The sequence below is a fragment of the Mesorhizobium sp. RCAM 05099 genome (genome assembly GCF_059683685.1).
Genome location: NZ_CM185035.1, coordinates 5,431,297 through 5,445,122, shown reverse-complemented (window position 1 = coordinate 5,445,122; position 13,826 = coordinate 5,431,297). Strand labels below are relative to the sequence as shown.

Sequence of the window (13,826 nt, the reverse complement as noted above, 5' to 3'; positions counted from 1 at the left end):
TGCGGAAGCTTGTCCCGGCCATGACGTTGGAGTCTCCACCAAAGCAGGATTTGCAACGAACGCGCTTCACTGGTAAAAGATTTTGACCAGTTGTTCGAAACGAGGCTGCTGATGTCCGGCCTGGCCATGCCGAAACCAGACGACTCCACAATGCGCCGGCGCGACGAGATCGTCGCCGACATGCGCATCATCGTTCCGGGTGAGGGCGTCGTCGACGCGACCAATCAAATGCGTGCCTTCGAGAGCGACGGGCTCACCGCCTACCGGCAATTGCCGCTGGTCGTGGTCTTGCCCGAAACGGTGGCGCAGGTTTCCCGTGTGCTGAAATACTGCAACGACCGCAACATCCGTGTCGTGCCGCGCGGCTCCGGCACCTCGCTGTCGGGTGGCGCGTTGCCGCTCGAGGACGCGGTGCTGCTGGTCATGAGCCGCTTCAATCGTATCCTCGAGATCGATTTCCCCAACCGCATCGTCATTGCCCAGCCGGGCGTAACCAATCTCGGCATCACCACCGCCGTCGAGCAGGAGGGCTTTTATTACGCCCCCGATCCATCCTCCCAGATCGCCTGCTCGATCGGCGGCAACGTCGCGGAAAATTCCGGCGGCGTGCACTGCCTGAAATATGGCCTCACCGCCAACAACGTGCTCGGCATCGAGATGGTGCTGATGAACGGCGAGGTGGTGCGGCTCGGCGGCAGTCACCTCGACGCCGAGGGCTACGACCTGCTCGGCGTCATGACCGGTTCCGAAGGCCTGCTCGGCGTCGTCACCGAGGTCACCGTGCGCATCCTCAAGAAGCCGGAGACGGCACGTGCCCTGCTGATCGGCTTTCCGACCAGCGAGCAGGGCGGCCAGTGCGTCGCCGACATCATCGGCGCCGGCATCATTCCGGGCGGCATGGAAATGATGGACCGGCCGGCGATCCACGCGGCCGAGGATTTCGTCCATGCCGGCTATCCGCTCGATGTCGAGGCGCTGCTGATCGTCGAGCTCGACGGGCCGGGCGTCGAGGTCGATCATCTCATCACCGCGATCGAGGCGATCGCCATCCGCAACGGCTCGACCACCTGCCGCATCTCGCAGTCCGAGCAGGAGCGGCTGAGTTTCTGGGCCGGTCGCAAGGCGGCTTTCCCCGCGGTTGGCCGCATCTCGCCCGACTATTACTGCATGGACGGCACCATCCCACGCAAGGAGCTGCCGCGCGTGCTCGCCGGCATGCGAGAACTGTCGGAGAAATATGGCCTCGGCGTCGCCAATGTCTTTCACGCCGGCGACGGCAATCTGCATCCGCTGATCCTCTACGATGCCAATGTGCCGGGCGAACTCGACAAGGCCGAAAGCTTCGGCGCCGATATTCTGCGCCTCTGCGTCAAGGTCGGCGGCGTGCTCACCGGCGAACACGGGGTGGGCGTCGAGAAGCGCGACCTGATGCCGGAGATGTTCAACCAGATCGACCTCGACCAGCAGATGCGTGTCAAATGCGCCTTCGATCCGAACCATCTGCTCAACCCGGGCAAGGTGTTCCCGCAGCTTCGCCGCTGCGCCGAACTCGGGCGGATGCACGTGCACCGGGGGCAGATGGCGTACCCGGATATTCCGAGGTTTTGAGATGGGTCGGCTAGCGGGACCAGCAAGGTGGATAAATCGCCCTGTGCCGTGGAAGCAACGGGTCGCGGAAAGGCGGATAGAGATCGAGCGGCTGCGGAATCGGCCGGCATTTCCCCTTGTTTCCCCACCTGGCATGCGTCGGCGCATGGCTTTGCTCTGGGCCATTGAGGATTTCTACAAGGATGGCCTTTGGGTCGGTCGCCGGTATTGGCCACCTTATACCGAGGATATGCGTTGGCTCGTCGGACGAGGATATCTTCACTTAAAACGTGAGCGCGACGGCCTCAATCATGGCCGGAACTTACTGAACATCACGCAAGAGGGTCGGCTCAAACTTCAAAATTACGAGCCTCCTGACAAGGACAAGATTTGGTTCTTCGCCGCGTTGGCTCATGCGGTTCTAAGATGATTGCAAGCCGACCATGACCACCTTCACCCCGTCCACATCGACCGAAACCCTCTCCACAGTCCAATGGGCCGTGGCGGAAGAATCGCCGCTGGAAATCCTGGGCCACGGCTCCAAGCGCGGCATCGGTCGGCCGTTGCAGACCGAACACACGCTCGACCTGTCGAAACTCACCGGCGTCACACTCTATGAACCCGAAGAACTGGTGCTGTCGGCGAAGGCCGGCACACCACTGGCCGAGATCGAAAAGCTGCTGGCGGAAAACGGTCAGCAATTGGCCTTCGAGCCAATGGACTACGGTCTATTGCTCAGCGGCGAACCGGGGAAGGGCACGATCGGCGGCGTGCTCGCCGCGAACCTTTCCGGCCCGCGCCGGCTGAAGGCGGGTGCTGCGCGCGACCATATCCTCGGCATCAATGTGGTGTCCGGACGCGGCGAGGCTTTCAAGTCCGGCGGCCGCGTGGTCAAGAACGTCACCGGCTATGACATGTCGAAGCTGATGGCCAACAGCTGGGGCACGCTGGCCGTGTTCACCGACGTCACCTTCAAGGTGTTGCCCGCCGCCGAGACCGAAGTCACGCTCGCCATCCGTGGCCTGCTCGACGATGCGGCTGCCACTGCCATGGCGCTGGCGCTCGGCTCCAGCGCGGAAGTGTCGAGTGCCGCCCATCTGCCGGAGCGCATCGCCGCGCGTGTCGCCAGCGGCACGCTCGGCAGCGACGCGGCCACGCTGCTGCGCGTCGAAGGCTTTGGCCCCTCGGTCGCCTACCGTATCGCCGCGCTGAAAACGCTGTTCGCCAATGCCGGTCCACTGCAGGAGATTTCCGGCGAAGCCTCACGGCTGATCTGGCGCGATGTGCGCGATATCAGGCCTTTCGCCGACGGCAGCGAGAAGCCGGTCTGGCGCGTGTCGATGACGCCGTCCCAGGGCCACCAGATGGTGTTGACCCTGCGCATGCAGGCTGCCGTCAGCGCCTTCTACGACTGGCAAGGCGGGTTGGTGTGGCTGCGTATGGAAGAGGGTGATCCGGAAGCCGCACTGCTGCGCGGGCTGTTGCGGAAACATGGCGGCGGCCATGCGACGCTGGTGCGTGCCGCACCCGCCCATCGCGCCGCCGTGCCGGTGTTCGAGCCGCAGGCGCCGCAACTGGCTGCGTTGTCGGCCAGGCTCAAGGCCGAGTTCGATCCCAAGGCCATTCTCAACCCCGGCCGCATGGCGCCGGGCGCAGGCTCTGCTACTCTCGGCATCGCAACCTAGGGAGCGACACTATGAGCGACATCAATTCCGGCCAGAACGACAAGCCCGCACCGCGCCAGACCGACCGCTGGCTGGAACCGGGGCCGACCAATGCGCTGGTCATCTACATCCTCTATCTCGCCGGCCTCGTCATCGGCATCAGCGGCCTTGTCGGCATCGTGCTGGCCTATGTCAACCGTGGCAAGGCCGGCGGCTTCGTCGAAAGCCACTACACATTCCTCATCCGCACCTTCTGGATAGGCCTGCTCTATGCGCTGATCTCGGCGGTGCTGATCTTCGTGGTGATCGGCTTCCTTCTGATGTTCGCCGTCGCCGTCTGGTTCATCGCCCGCTGCATCCTCGGCCTTCAGGCGCTGCAGCGCGGCGAGCCGGTCAAGAACCCGGAAAGCTGGTTCCTCGGACTTTAGGGCATGATCCCGAAAAATGGGGACCGGCTTTCGGAAAAGATCATGCTCGGACAGTAAGGAATTTTCTCGTGCAGACCAATTTTTCGCCTGCCCAGCTTGCCGATCCGCACGTCGCGGAATCGGAAAAGATCCTGCGCAAATGCGTGCACTGCGGCTTCTGCACTGCCACCTGCCCGACCTATGTGACGCTCGGCAACGAGCTCGATTCACCGCGCGGTCGCATCTACCTGATCAAGGATATGCTGGAAAACGGCCGTCCGGCCGATAAGGAGATCGTCACCCATATCGACCGCTGCCTGTCGTGCCTTGCCTGCATGACCACCTGCCCGTCGGGCGTCAACTACATGCATCTGGTCGACCATGCCCGCGCCCATATCCAGGAGACCTACGAGCGGCCGCTGCTTGACCGCCTGACCCGCGCCATGCTCGCCTTTGTCCTGCCCTATCCCCGGCGCTTTCGTGCCGCGCTCAGGCTGGCGAAGCTGGGCAAGCCGTTCATTGGCCTGTTCGAAAAGATCCCGGCGCTGAAGCCGCTCGGCGCAATGCTGAAGCTCGCGCCGGCATCGATCCCGGCCGCTTCGCCGATGGCCTCGCCGGGTATCCATGCCGGGCAGGGGACCAGGAAGGGTCGCGTCGCCATCCTCACCGGCTGTGCGCAATCGGTGCTTGATCCCGCCATCAACGAGACGACGATTTCGCTGCTGACACGGCTCGGCGTCGAGGTCGTGGTGCCGCCGGGCGAGGGCTGCTGCGGCGCGCTGGTCCACCACATGGGTCGCGAAGAGGCCGCCCTTGCTTCGGCCAGGCAAAATGTCGACGCCTGGACGCGCGCCGTCGAACAAGGCGGGCTCGATGCCATCGTCATAACCGCCTCGGGCTGCGGCACGACGATCAAGGACTATGGCTTCATGCTGCGCCTCGATCCGGCCTATGCTGACAAGGCCGCGCGCGTTTCGGCCCTGGCCAAGGACATCACCGAATATCTGGCAACTCTCGACCTGCCCGAACCCGTGCGCAAGCCGGGCACGGTGGTCGCCTATCACTCGGCCTGCTCGATGCAGCACGGCCAGAAGATCACTCGCCAGCCGAAGGAGTTGCTGGCCAAAGCCGGTTTCGTCGTGCGAGAGCCGCGCGAGGGCCATCTGTGCTGCGGTTCGGCCGGCACTTACAACATCCTGCAATCCGAGATTTCAGCCAAGCTGCGTGATCGCAAGGTCCGAAATATCGAGGCAACGGGCGCTGCAATCGCCGCCACCGGCAATATCGGCTGCATCACGCAGATCGCTTCCGCCGCCAGGATGCCGGTGGTGCACACGGTAAAGCTGCTCGACTGGGCCTATGGCGGGCCGAAGCCGGAAGGCGTTGTGGACGAGAGCCTGGTCGCCGCGGAGTAGGGCCTGTCGCGGCGCTTACTCCGCCGCGAGCCTGTCGGCTGTGCCGTAGGTGGCCTCGTAGAGGGCTCGCTGCCGGCTGAGCGCCACCATCGTGTTGCGCAGCAGGATCGCGACGGTGATCGGGCCGACACCGCCCGGTACCGGCGTGATCCACGAGGCAACCTCGCGCACGCTTTCAGTGTCGACGTCGCCGACGATGCGGCTCGCCCCATCAGGCCCGATCTCGGAATTGATGCCGATGTCGATGACGGCCGCACCGGGTTTCACCATATCGGCCTTGATCAGCCGCGGTCTGCCGACCGCGACGAACAGCGCATCGGCGCGACGCGCGTGGGCGGCGACCGATCGCGTCATGTGATGGCAGACCGTCACTGTCGCGCCTTCGCTCATCAACAGGAAGGCGATCGGCTTGCCGACGATTTCCGAATGGCCGACGATGACCACTTCCAGCCCCTTGAGGTCGAGGCCGGTTTCCTTCAGCAGTTCGACCGAGGCGGCCGCCGTGCATGGCGCGAGGTCGAGCTGGTTGTAGACGATGTTGCCGATCGAAGCCGGATGCATGCCTTCGACATCCTTGAGCGGGTGCACGGCCGCCTGCAGAGTCCTGATCGGGATATGCGCCGGCACTGGCCGCTGGATGATGATGCCGGTGACGCGCGGATCGGCATTCAGGCCGTGGATCGCCGCTTCCAATTCGCCTGACGTGATGATGGCGGGAAAGCGCCGCTCCTCGAAATCGATGCCGGCGAGCTCGGCCTTGGCGCGCTGGTTGCGCACATAGACGTCCACAGCATCGGTGTCGCCGACGGTGATCGAGATCAGCTTGGGCGGAAAGCCTTCGGCCTTGGCAATCGCCGCATCCTCGCGCACGGCTGCAATGATGCGCTGGGCGACCGGGCCGCCTCTGAGATAGCGGCTGTCATCGGACAAGGGCATGGATGAACTCTCTCGATGGAACTTGCGCCGAGATAGCAAAAGAATGCAGTGAAGGGCAGCACGAAAGCGAACCGCTATGCCCGTTGCGCGACGTGCGGTCGAGGTTTAGGCCGATGCCAGGCCGCGTCTTGCTCGAAAACGGAAAGGGCAGCGCGGTTTCCCGTGCTGCCCTTCCTGACTGACCGCATCCCCATACGGCCCGTCCCCCGTTATCTCTGGACTGGCCTGGAAAAGCTGGTTGCTTTGCCGGCCAAGTGATTCGCGTCAGGAACTATATCACCTCGACGGTGGTTCCGACATTGACCCGTTCATAGAGGTCGACGACGTCCTCGTTGCGCATTCGGATGCAACCCGACGACACCGCGCCCCCGATCGTCCACGGCTGGTTGGTGCCATGGATGCGGTATTCCGTGGTACCGAGATAAAGCGCGCGTGCGCCGAGCGGGTTCTCCATGCCGCCGGCAAGATAGGTCGGCAGGTAGCGGCCCTTGGCGGCCTCGCGCTTGATCATCTCCGCCGGCGGGCGCCAGTCCGGCCAGACGCGCTTGTTGGTGATCTTGTGGGTACCCGACCATTCAAAGCCCGGTTTGCCGGTGCCGACCCCATAACGCCGTGCCTTGCCGTTCTTCTCGATCAGGAACAGGAAATTCTGCGTGGTATCGATGACGATCGTGCCCGGCTTCTGCGGACCGTCATAGGCGACTTCCTGCGGCAGGTAGATCGGATTGATCTGCGGGCGCATGACCATGCGCTTGGCCGGCGCCTGCACGGCCGCCGTCTGCACACGATCGGGCTGCGCGGGTTGCGCATAGCGCAGGCGCGGCTGTTGCTGCACGGACTGGCGGTTCTGCCGGACGATGCCGGGGGCATGCCCAAGCTGCAGCACCCAGGGCGCGGAAAGGTCGGGGCTCACCATCACCGGCGGCCGGTCGGCATAGCGGTCGCCGGCAGCGGAGGGCGTGACGCCGGTGGCAAACACAGCCACGGCGCCGAACAAGGGAAACAGAACTCTCTTCATCTGGAACGCACCTTGATCGTCGAACACAAACGGGTGGAAACGTCCTCCCGGTTCGGCGATCATTGGCGTGGAAGCAGCAACCGAAACATGAATCGGAATGCGTAAAATGCAGGACTGTCAGTAAACCTTTTGGTGTGGTTACCGCCGGGTTCAGGAATCTGGTAAAGCCGCGGTAAATGCAGCGCAAAGGCGCGTTAACGAACGGATTTGTCGCCATGGAAACAGAAAATACCGGCCTGCTTGCCGGCCCCGACGGTGTCGTGCGCTGCTTCTGGCACGGCAACCTGCCCGACTATCTGCACTACCACGACCATGAATGGGGCCGGCCGGTGGCGGATGACCGCCGGCTGTTCGAGAAGATCTGCCTCGAAGGCTTTCAGTCGGGCCTGTCGTGGCTGACCATCCTGCGCAAGCGGGAGAATTTTCGCCAGGCCTTCGCCAATTTCGAGTTCGACAAGGTCGCCGCTTTCACCGACAAGGATGTCGAACGCCTACTCGGCAATGCCGGCATCATCCGCCACCGCGGCAAGATCGTCTCGACCATCAACAACGCCAAGCGCGCCCGCGAGATGGCCGATGAATTCGGCTCGCTGGCCGCCTGGTTCTGGAAGTTCGAGCCCGGCAAGGACGAACGTCCCGAGATCGTCGACCTCGCCCATCTGCGCGCCAACCCGACCACGGCGGTCTCGGCGCGGATTTCGAAGGAACTGAAGAAGCGCGGCTGGAGCTTTGTCGGCCCGACCACGGTCTATGCCTTCATGCAGGCGATGGGCCTGGTCAACGATCATCTCGAGGGCTGCGCCTGCCGCAAGCAAGTCGAGAAGGAACGGAAGGCCTTCAAACGGCCGAAGTAGGGCTCAGGTACCGTTGGCGCCAGCCAGGAAGAGCCCCGCGACGATCGCCGCCACCGTGGCAAGCGCCGGATAGATCACCAGCAGGCCGGTCATCAACGCGTCGCGCATCGTAGGTCCCTTGCCGTTGTTGGCCGTTATCTCGAACGGACCCGCGACCTGGCTGACCATTTTCGGCGCATGACTGTCGGCGGGGCGCAAGCGTGCGGGCAGTTCGCCGACGCTGCCATCGATGGCATGAAATTTTGCAGCCGTTGTCATGTCCCGAACCCCTTCGCTTCGGTGCGCTTTATCGGCGGCGATTGTGTCGGCACAATGCCGGGCTCATGGCGGGATTGTTTCATTATTGGTGCGTTTTTGTTTCAGATAAGGTCGGAGCGAAGGTGGATGCTCGCGCCCATCCTGTCGCCAAAGGCCGACATGGTACGCCTCACCGGCCTTGCCGCTCCCTGCCGCATCGGTTAGGACACGCCCACTCGAAACAAGTCCGCATTTACCCAACAAAAAGACCCCAACTCATGGCCGACAAATCGGAAAAGACGAAAGCGCGACTGCCGCGCGGTTTTGCCGACCGCAGTGCCGAGGACATCCGCGCCGTCGAGAAGATGATGGCGACGATCCGCTCGGTCTATGAGCTTTATGGTTTCGAACCGGCCGACCAGCCGCTGATCGAATATACCGACGCGCTGGGCAAATTCCTGCCTGACCAGGACCGGCCGAACGAAGGCGTGTTCTCGTTCCAGGACGATGACGACCAGTGGCTGTCGCTGCGCTATGACCTGACCGCGCCAACGGCGCGCTTCGTCGCCGAGAACTATGAGCGCCTGCCCAAGCCCTACCGCAGCTATCGCTCCGGCTGGGTGTTCCGCAATGAAAAGCCCGGCCCCGGCCGCTTCCGCCAGTTCATGCAGTTCGATGCCGACACGATCGGCACGCCGGGCGTGGCGGCCGATGCGGAGATGGCGATGATGATGGCCGACGTAATGGAAGCGCTCGGCATCAAGCGCGGCGACTACGTCATCCGCGTCAACAACCGCAAGGTGCTGGACGGCGTTCTCGAAGCGATCGGCCTTGGCGGCGACGACAATGCCGGCCGCCGGCTGACGGTGCTGCGGGCAATCGACAAACTGGACAAGCTCGGCCCGGAAGGCGTGAGACTTCTGCTGGGACCGGGGCGCTGGGATGGCGGCAAGGAAGGCGAAGGCGACTTCGCCAAGGGCGCCGGGCTGAATGCCACGCAGGCCGAGGCGGTTCTTCTCGCGACGGCGAGGAATGAACAGGCCGGCCAGGATTCCAATGTCACTGCGAACGCGGTCTTCCAGGAAGGCGTTGGCGAACTCTCGACGATCGAAGCCCTGGTCAGGGCGGCGGGCTACGGCGAAGACCGTATTGCCATGGACCGCTCCGTCGTGCGCGGCCTCGAATATTACACCGGCCCGGTCTTCGAGGCCGAGCTGCTGGCTGAAATCCCCAATGAGGACGGCCAGATCGTCCGCTTCGGCTCGGTCGGCGGCGGTGGCCGTTATGATGGTCTCGTCTCGCGCTTCCGTGGCGAACCCGTCCCGGCGACTGGCTTCTCCATTGGCGTTTCCCGGCTGATGACCGCGCTGAAGAACCTCGGCAAGCTCGATGCCTCGGACGTGATCGCGCCGGTCGTCGTCCTGGTGATGGACAAGGACACCGACAGCCTCGGCCGTTACCAGAAGATGGTGGCGGAGCTGCGTGCCGCCGGCATCCGCTCCGAAATGTATCTTGGCGGCGCCGGCATGAAGGCGCAGCTCAAATATGCCGACCGGCGCGGCTGCCCCGTCGCTGTCATCCAGGGCGGCGACGAGCGCGCCAAGGGCGAGTTGCAGATCAAGGACCTGATCGAAGGCGCGCGCATGTCGGCCGAGATCACCGGCAACGCCGAATGGCGCGCCGCGCGCCCGGCGCAGGTGACGGTGGCGGAAAGCGAACTGGTCGCCGAGGTGAAGAAGATCCTGGCGGCGCAGGCCGCTGATCGCGCGAAAGGTGGCGCTTGAACACCCCCTCTGGCCTGCCGGCCATCTCCCCCGCAAGGGGGGAGATTGGATGTCGCGTGGGCTTTCGCCAATCTCCAGCGTTGAAGAAGACGCGCTGAGCCTCAAGCTGCCGATCTCCCCCTTGCGGGGGAGGTGGCCGGCAGGCCAGAGGGGGTGCCTCGCGCCCGTCCGATCGATGACCTCGCGCTATCCCGCCATATCGGCCGACATCACCAACCTCTTCGCTGCGCGCAACACGCATGCGGTCGAGGTCGCCGTGCTGCAGCCGGCGGACCCGTTCCTCGACATGGCCGGGGAGGATCTGCGCCGCCGTATTTTCCTCACCGAAAGCGAGACCGGGCAGACGTTGTGCCTGCGGCCCGAATTCACCATTCCGGTCTGCCTTGACCACATAAGTTCGCAGGCCGGCACGCCGCGCCGCTATTCCTATCTCGGCGAGGTGTTTCGCCAGCGCCGCGAAGGCGGCAACGAGTTTTTCCAGGCCGGCATCGAGGATCTCGGCGACCGCGATACCGCTGAAGCCGATGCTCGCTCCATCGCCGACGCACACGCGCTGCTTGCCCTGGTGCTGCCGGGCCAGGCATTGACGATCACGCTCGGTGACCAGACCATTTTCGAGGCCGTGCTGGCCGCCCTTGGGCTGCCGCGCGGTTGGCGCATGCGTCTTGCCCGCGCCTTCGGCTCGGCGCCGATGCTGGAGGCGGCGCTCGCCGATCTCGCCAATCCGCCGCGCAACGGCCAGCTCGCCGGTCCGGTCGCCGCCCTTGTCCTCGACGGCGATCTGGATGGTCTCTCCACGCACATCGCCAGCGGCATGGAAGAGGCGGGCCTGTCGGCATCCGCCGGACGCTCGCCGGCCGACATCGCGCGGCGGTTGATCGAGAAAGCCGAACTGCGCAGCGTGCGGCTGTCCGACGACGCATTCGCGGCGCTGAAGGGTTTTCTGGCGATCGACGTGCCGCTTGACGCCGCCCCCCAGGCGTTGGATTTCTTCGCCACGGGTGCCGGGCTTTCGCTGGCCCCCGCACTGGAGAAATTCGCGGCCCGCGCCAGGGCGATAGAAGCGCATGGCCTGCCGGCGCAGAAAATCCGCTACGATGCCGCCTTCGGCCGTCCGCTCGATTACTACACCGGCCTGGTCTTCGAAATCGCGGCGCAAAGCGGCGACCGGCCGTTGGCCGGCGGCGGCCGCTATGACCGGTTGCTGACCTTGCTTGGCGCGAAGACGCCGATCCCCGGTGTCGGCTTTTCCGTCTGGCTCGACCGCATCGACGCGCTGCGGGAGACGAGGCAATGATCACTCTGGCGATTCCGTCGAAAGGTCGCCTCAAGGAGCAGGCGCTGGACGTACTGGCCAAGGCCGGCCTCGCCGTCAGCCTGCCCGGCGACGAGCGCAAGTATCGCGCCCGCATCGAGGGCGCGGAAAGCATCGAGGTGGCGTTCCTGTCGGCTTCCGAGATTGCCGGCGAGATCGGCCAGGGGGCGGTCGATCTCGGCATCACCGGCGAGGATCTGGTGCGTGAAAATCTCGCCGACTGGGAGACCCGCGCCGAAATCGTCGCCCGTCTCGGCTTCGGCACCGCCGATGTCGTGGTTGCGGTGCCTGACATCTGGCTTGACGTCGACACCATGGCCGATCTCGACGACGTCGCCGCCGATTTCCGCCAGCGCCATGGCCGGCGGCTGCGCATCGCCACGAAATACTGGCGGCTGACCCAGCAATTCTTCTCGCAGAAACACGGCATCCAGGTCTATCGCATCGTCGAAAGCCTCGGCGCCACCGAAGGGGCACCGGCAGCCGGGCTCGCCGATGTCATCGTCGACATCACCACCACCGGCTCGACCTTGCGCGCCAATCATCTCAAGGTGTTGGGCGATGGTGTGGTGTTGAAGTCGCAGGCTTGCCTGGTGGCGTCGAAGAAGACGCGTGCGGCGGCCGACGAGGCTCTGTTGCGCGACATCGCCAAGAAAATGGCTGCGGTAGCCGGATAGCGGCGGAGGGGGCCTTCCTGCCTCCACGACCATCGACGGATTTCCACTGCCCCGCCGGGCTGATAGACTCCGGCCTGTCTTGGGAGGACAAAAGCCATGCCGGTCAATCTCGACGAGCTGAAGAACGCCACCAACCTGCGCGGACGCGGAGCGCGCGGTGGCAGCACCTTCTTGGCACCCGTCGACGGCAAGGCGCATGTCTCGGGCGAGCGCGCCGTGCCGCTGCTCGACAAGACGATCCCCGTGCTGTTTTCCGACACCGCCAGCAAATACGCCACGCAGGATGCCGCTGTTTTCGTCGGCCAGGACAAGCGCTTCACCTGGGGCGAGCTGTCGGACACCGTGGACGCGCTGGCAGCCGGCTTCCTGGCCCTTGGCCTCGGAAAGGGCGATCGCGTCGGCATCTGGTCGCCCAACCGTTGGGAATGGCTGGTGACGCAGTTCGCCACCGCCCGCATCGGCCTGATCCTGGTCAACATCAATCCTGCCTACCGGCTGACCGAGCTCGAATATGCGCTGAACAAGGTCGGCTGCAAGGCGCTGGTCACGGCAGCCAAATTCAAGACCTCCGACTATCTCGGCATGATCGAGACGCTGGCGCCGGAGATCGCCACGGCGACACCGGGCAAGCTTAAGGCAACGAAATTGCCGGCGCTCAGGATCGTCATCCGCATGGGCGAGGACAACTCGCCCGGCATGTTCAATTTCGCCGATGTGCTGGCCATGGCCGGACGCGACGAGCATGACAGCCTCGACCGCATTTCCGAGGGGCTGAAACCCGGCGACGCCATCAACATCCAGTTCACGTCGGGCACGACGGGGGCACCCAAGGGCGCGACGCTGACCCACCACAACATCGTCAACAACGGCAATTTCGTCACCTCGGCGATCCGACTCACTGTCGACGACCGGCTCTGCATTCCGGTGCCGCTCTATCATTGCTTCGGCATGTCGATGGGCACGATGGGCTGCGTGTCGAAAGGCGCGACCATGGTTTTCCCGGGCGAGGGGTTCGACCCCGGCGCCACGCTGAACGCGGTGGCCGCGGAGCACTGCACCGGGCTCTATGGCGTGCCGACCATGTTCGTCGCCCTGCTCGATCATCCGGATTTCGCGACCTTTGATCTCTCCAGCCTGCGCACCGGCATCATGGCCGGCTCGCCGTGCCCGATCGAGGTGATGAAGAAGGTGATCTCGCTGATGCACATGCATGAGGTGACCATCGCCTATGGCATGACAGAGACCAGCCCGGTCTCGTTCCAGAGCAGCGTCGACGACCCGCTGGAAAAACGCGTCTCGACGGTCGGGCGCATCCACCCCCACGTCGAGGTCAAGGCGGTCGATGCCGATGGCGCCACCGTTGACGTCGGCGCGCCGGGCGAACTGTGCACGCGCGGCTATTCGGTGATGAAGGGCTATTGGGACGACGACGACAAGACGCGCGAGGCGATCGACGCCGACGGCTGGATGCACACCGGTGACCTCGCCACCATCGATGCCGAGGGCTATTGCAACATCGTCGGCCGGGTCAAGGACATGGTCATCCGCGGCGGCGAAAACGTCTATCCGCGCGAGGTCGAGGAGTTCCTCTATCGACATCCTAAAGTGAAGGAAGTGCAGGTGTTCGGCATTCCCGACCCCAAATACGGCGAAGAGCTTTGCGCCTGGATCGTGCTCAAGCCCGGCCAGATCGCCACCGAGCAGGAGATCAAGGCCTTCTGCGCCGGCCAGATCGCTCACTATAAGGTCCCGCGCTACATCCGCTTCCGCACCGAATTGCCGATGACGGTGACCGGCAAGCCGCAGAAGTTTTTGATGCGCAATGCGATGGTGGAAGAGTTGGGGTTGGAGACGCAGAAGACGGCGTGAGGGATAGGTTGTTCGGATTGTTCGCTTTGCGCCAAGAGCGGCTCTGAGCGTCGTCGCGGATAT

General features: G+C 64.3%; 13 protein-coding genes. 10 read left to right on the top strand and 3 right to left on the bottom strand.

Features of this window, described 5'->3' with window-relative positions; translation table 11 throughout:
* The first annotated feature begins 111 nt into the window (after positions 1-111).
* The 5 genes from AC56QQ_RS26900 (at position 112) to glcF (ending at position 5,073) form a co-directional block, all read left to right on the top strand.
* Positions 112-1,608 (top strand): FAD-linked oxidase C-terminal domain-containing protein, encoded by a 1,497-nt coding sequence (locus AC56QQ_RS26900; RefSeq protein ID WP_497124023.1) that lies wholly within the window; start codon positions 112-114, stop codon positions 1,606-1,608.
* A gap of 145 nt (positions 1,609-1,753) precedes the next feature.
* Positions 1,754-2,017: a hypothetical protein gene (locus AC56QQ_RS26895; protein ID WP_497124022.1), complete on the top strand. Its 264-nt coding sequence runs from the start codon at positions 1,754-1,756 to the stop codon at positions 2,015-2,017.
* A gap of 13 nt (positions 2,018-2,030) precedes the next feature.
* A complete protein-coding gene (locus AC56QQ_RS26890) occupies positions 2,031-3,272 on the top strand; it encodes an FAD-binding protein (protein ID WP_497124021.1) in 1,242 nt (413 codons plus the stop codon).
* Between the two features lie 11 nt (positions 3,273-3,283).
* Positions 3,284-3,679, top strand: coding sequence for a DUF4870 family protein (locus tag AC56QQ_RS26885; RefSeq protein ID WP_091585976.1), 396 nt, complete (start codon positions 3,284-3,286; stop codon positions 3,677-3,679).
* A 68-nt stretch (positions 3,680-3,747) separates the two neighbouring features.
* Positions 3,748-5,073 (top strand): glycolate oxidase subunit GlcF, encoded by a 1,326-nt coding sequence (gene glcF, locus AC56QQ_RS26880; RefSeq protein ID WP_497124020.1) that lies wholly within the window; start codon positions 3,748-3,750, stop codon positions 5,071-5,073.
* Positions 5,074-5,088: 15 nt separating this feature from the next.
* On the opposite strand, the gene AC56QQ_RS26875 is transcribed toward glcF, so the two are convergent.
* Together AC56QQ_RS26875 and AC56QQ_RS26870 are read right to left on the bottom strand one after the other, a co-directional pair.
* Entirely contained in the window at positions 5,089-6,009 is a 921-nt protein-coding gene (locus AC56QQ_RS26875; protein WP_489860008.1) for a bifunctional 5,10-methylenetetrahydrofolate dehydrogenase/5,10-methenyltetrahydrofolate cyclohydrolase, read from the bottom strand.
* Positions 6,010-6,280: 271 nt separating this feature from the next.
* Complete coding sequence (locus AC56QQ_RS26870; protein ID WP_497124019.1) at positions 6,281-7,027, bottom strand: L,D-transpeptidase; 747 nt, start codon at positions 7,025-7,027, stop codon at positions 6,281-6,283.
* A 215-nt stretch (positions 7,028-7,242) separates the two neighbouring features.
* Between AC56QQ_RS26870 and AC56QQ_RS26865 the strand changes: the two genes are divergently transcribed.
* Complete coding sequence (locus AC56QQ_RS26865; RefSeq protein ID WP_497124018.1) at positions 7,243-7,881, top strand: DNA-3-methyladenine glycosylase I; 639 nt, start codon at positions 7,243-7,245, stop codon at positions 7,879-7,881.
* Positions 7,882-7,884: 3 nt separating this feature from the next.
* On the opposite strand, the gene AC56QQ_RS26860 is transcribed toward AC56QQ_RS26865, so the two are convergent.
* Entirely contained in the window at positions 7,885-8,139 is a 255-nt protein-coding gene (locus AC56QQ_RS26860; RefSeq protein ID WP_497124017.1) for a hypothetical protein, read from the bottom strand.
* A gap of 257 nt (positions 8,140-8,396) precedes the next feature.
* Here AC56QQ_RS26860 and hisS point away from each other — a divergent pair, with 257 nt between their 5' ends.
* The 4 genes from hisS to AC56QQ_RS26840 all read left to right on the top strand — a co-directional run bounded on the left by hisS (position 8,397) and on the right by AC56QQ_RS26840 (position 13,763).
* Entirely contained in the window at positions 8,397-9,902 is a 1,506-nt protein-coding gene (gene hisS / locus AC56QQ_RS26855) for a histidine--tRNA ligase (protein WP_497124016.1), read from the top strand.
* A 175-nt stretch (positions 9,903-10,077) separates the two neighbouring features.
* A complete protein-coding gene (locus tag AC56QQ_RS26850) occupies positions 10,078-11,199 on the top strand; it encodes an ATP phosphoribosyltransferase regulatory subunit (RefSeq protein ID WP_497124015.1) in 1,122 nt (373 codons plus the stop codon).
* A complete protein-coding gene (gene hisG, locus AC56QQ_RS26845) occupies positions 11,196-11,894 on the top strand; it encodes an ATP phosphoribosyltransferase (protein WP_489860014.1) in 699 nt (232 codons plus the stop codon). The genes AC56QQ_RS26850 and hisG overlap by 4 nt, the downstream gene beginning before the upstream one ends.
* 96 nt (positions 11,895-11,990) lie before the next feature.
* Entirely contained in the window at positions 11,991-13,763 is a 1,773-nt protein-coding gene (locus AC56QQ_RS26840; protein WP_497124014.1) for an AMP-binding protein, read from the top strand.
* Positions 13,764-13,826 lie beyond the last annotated feature (63 nt).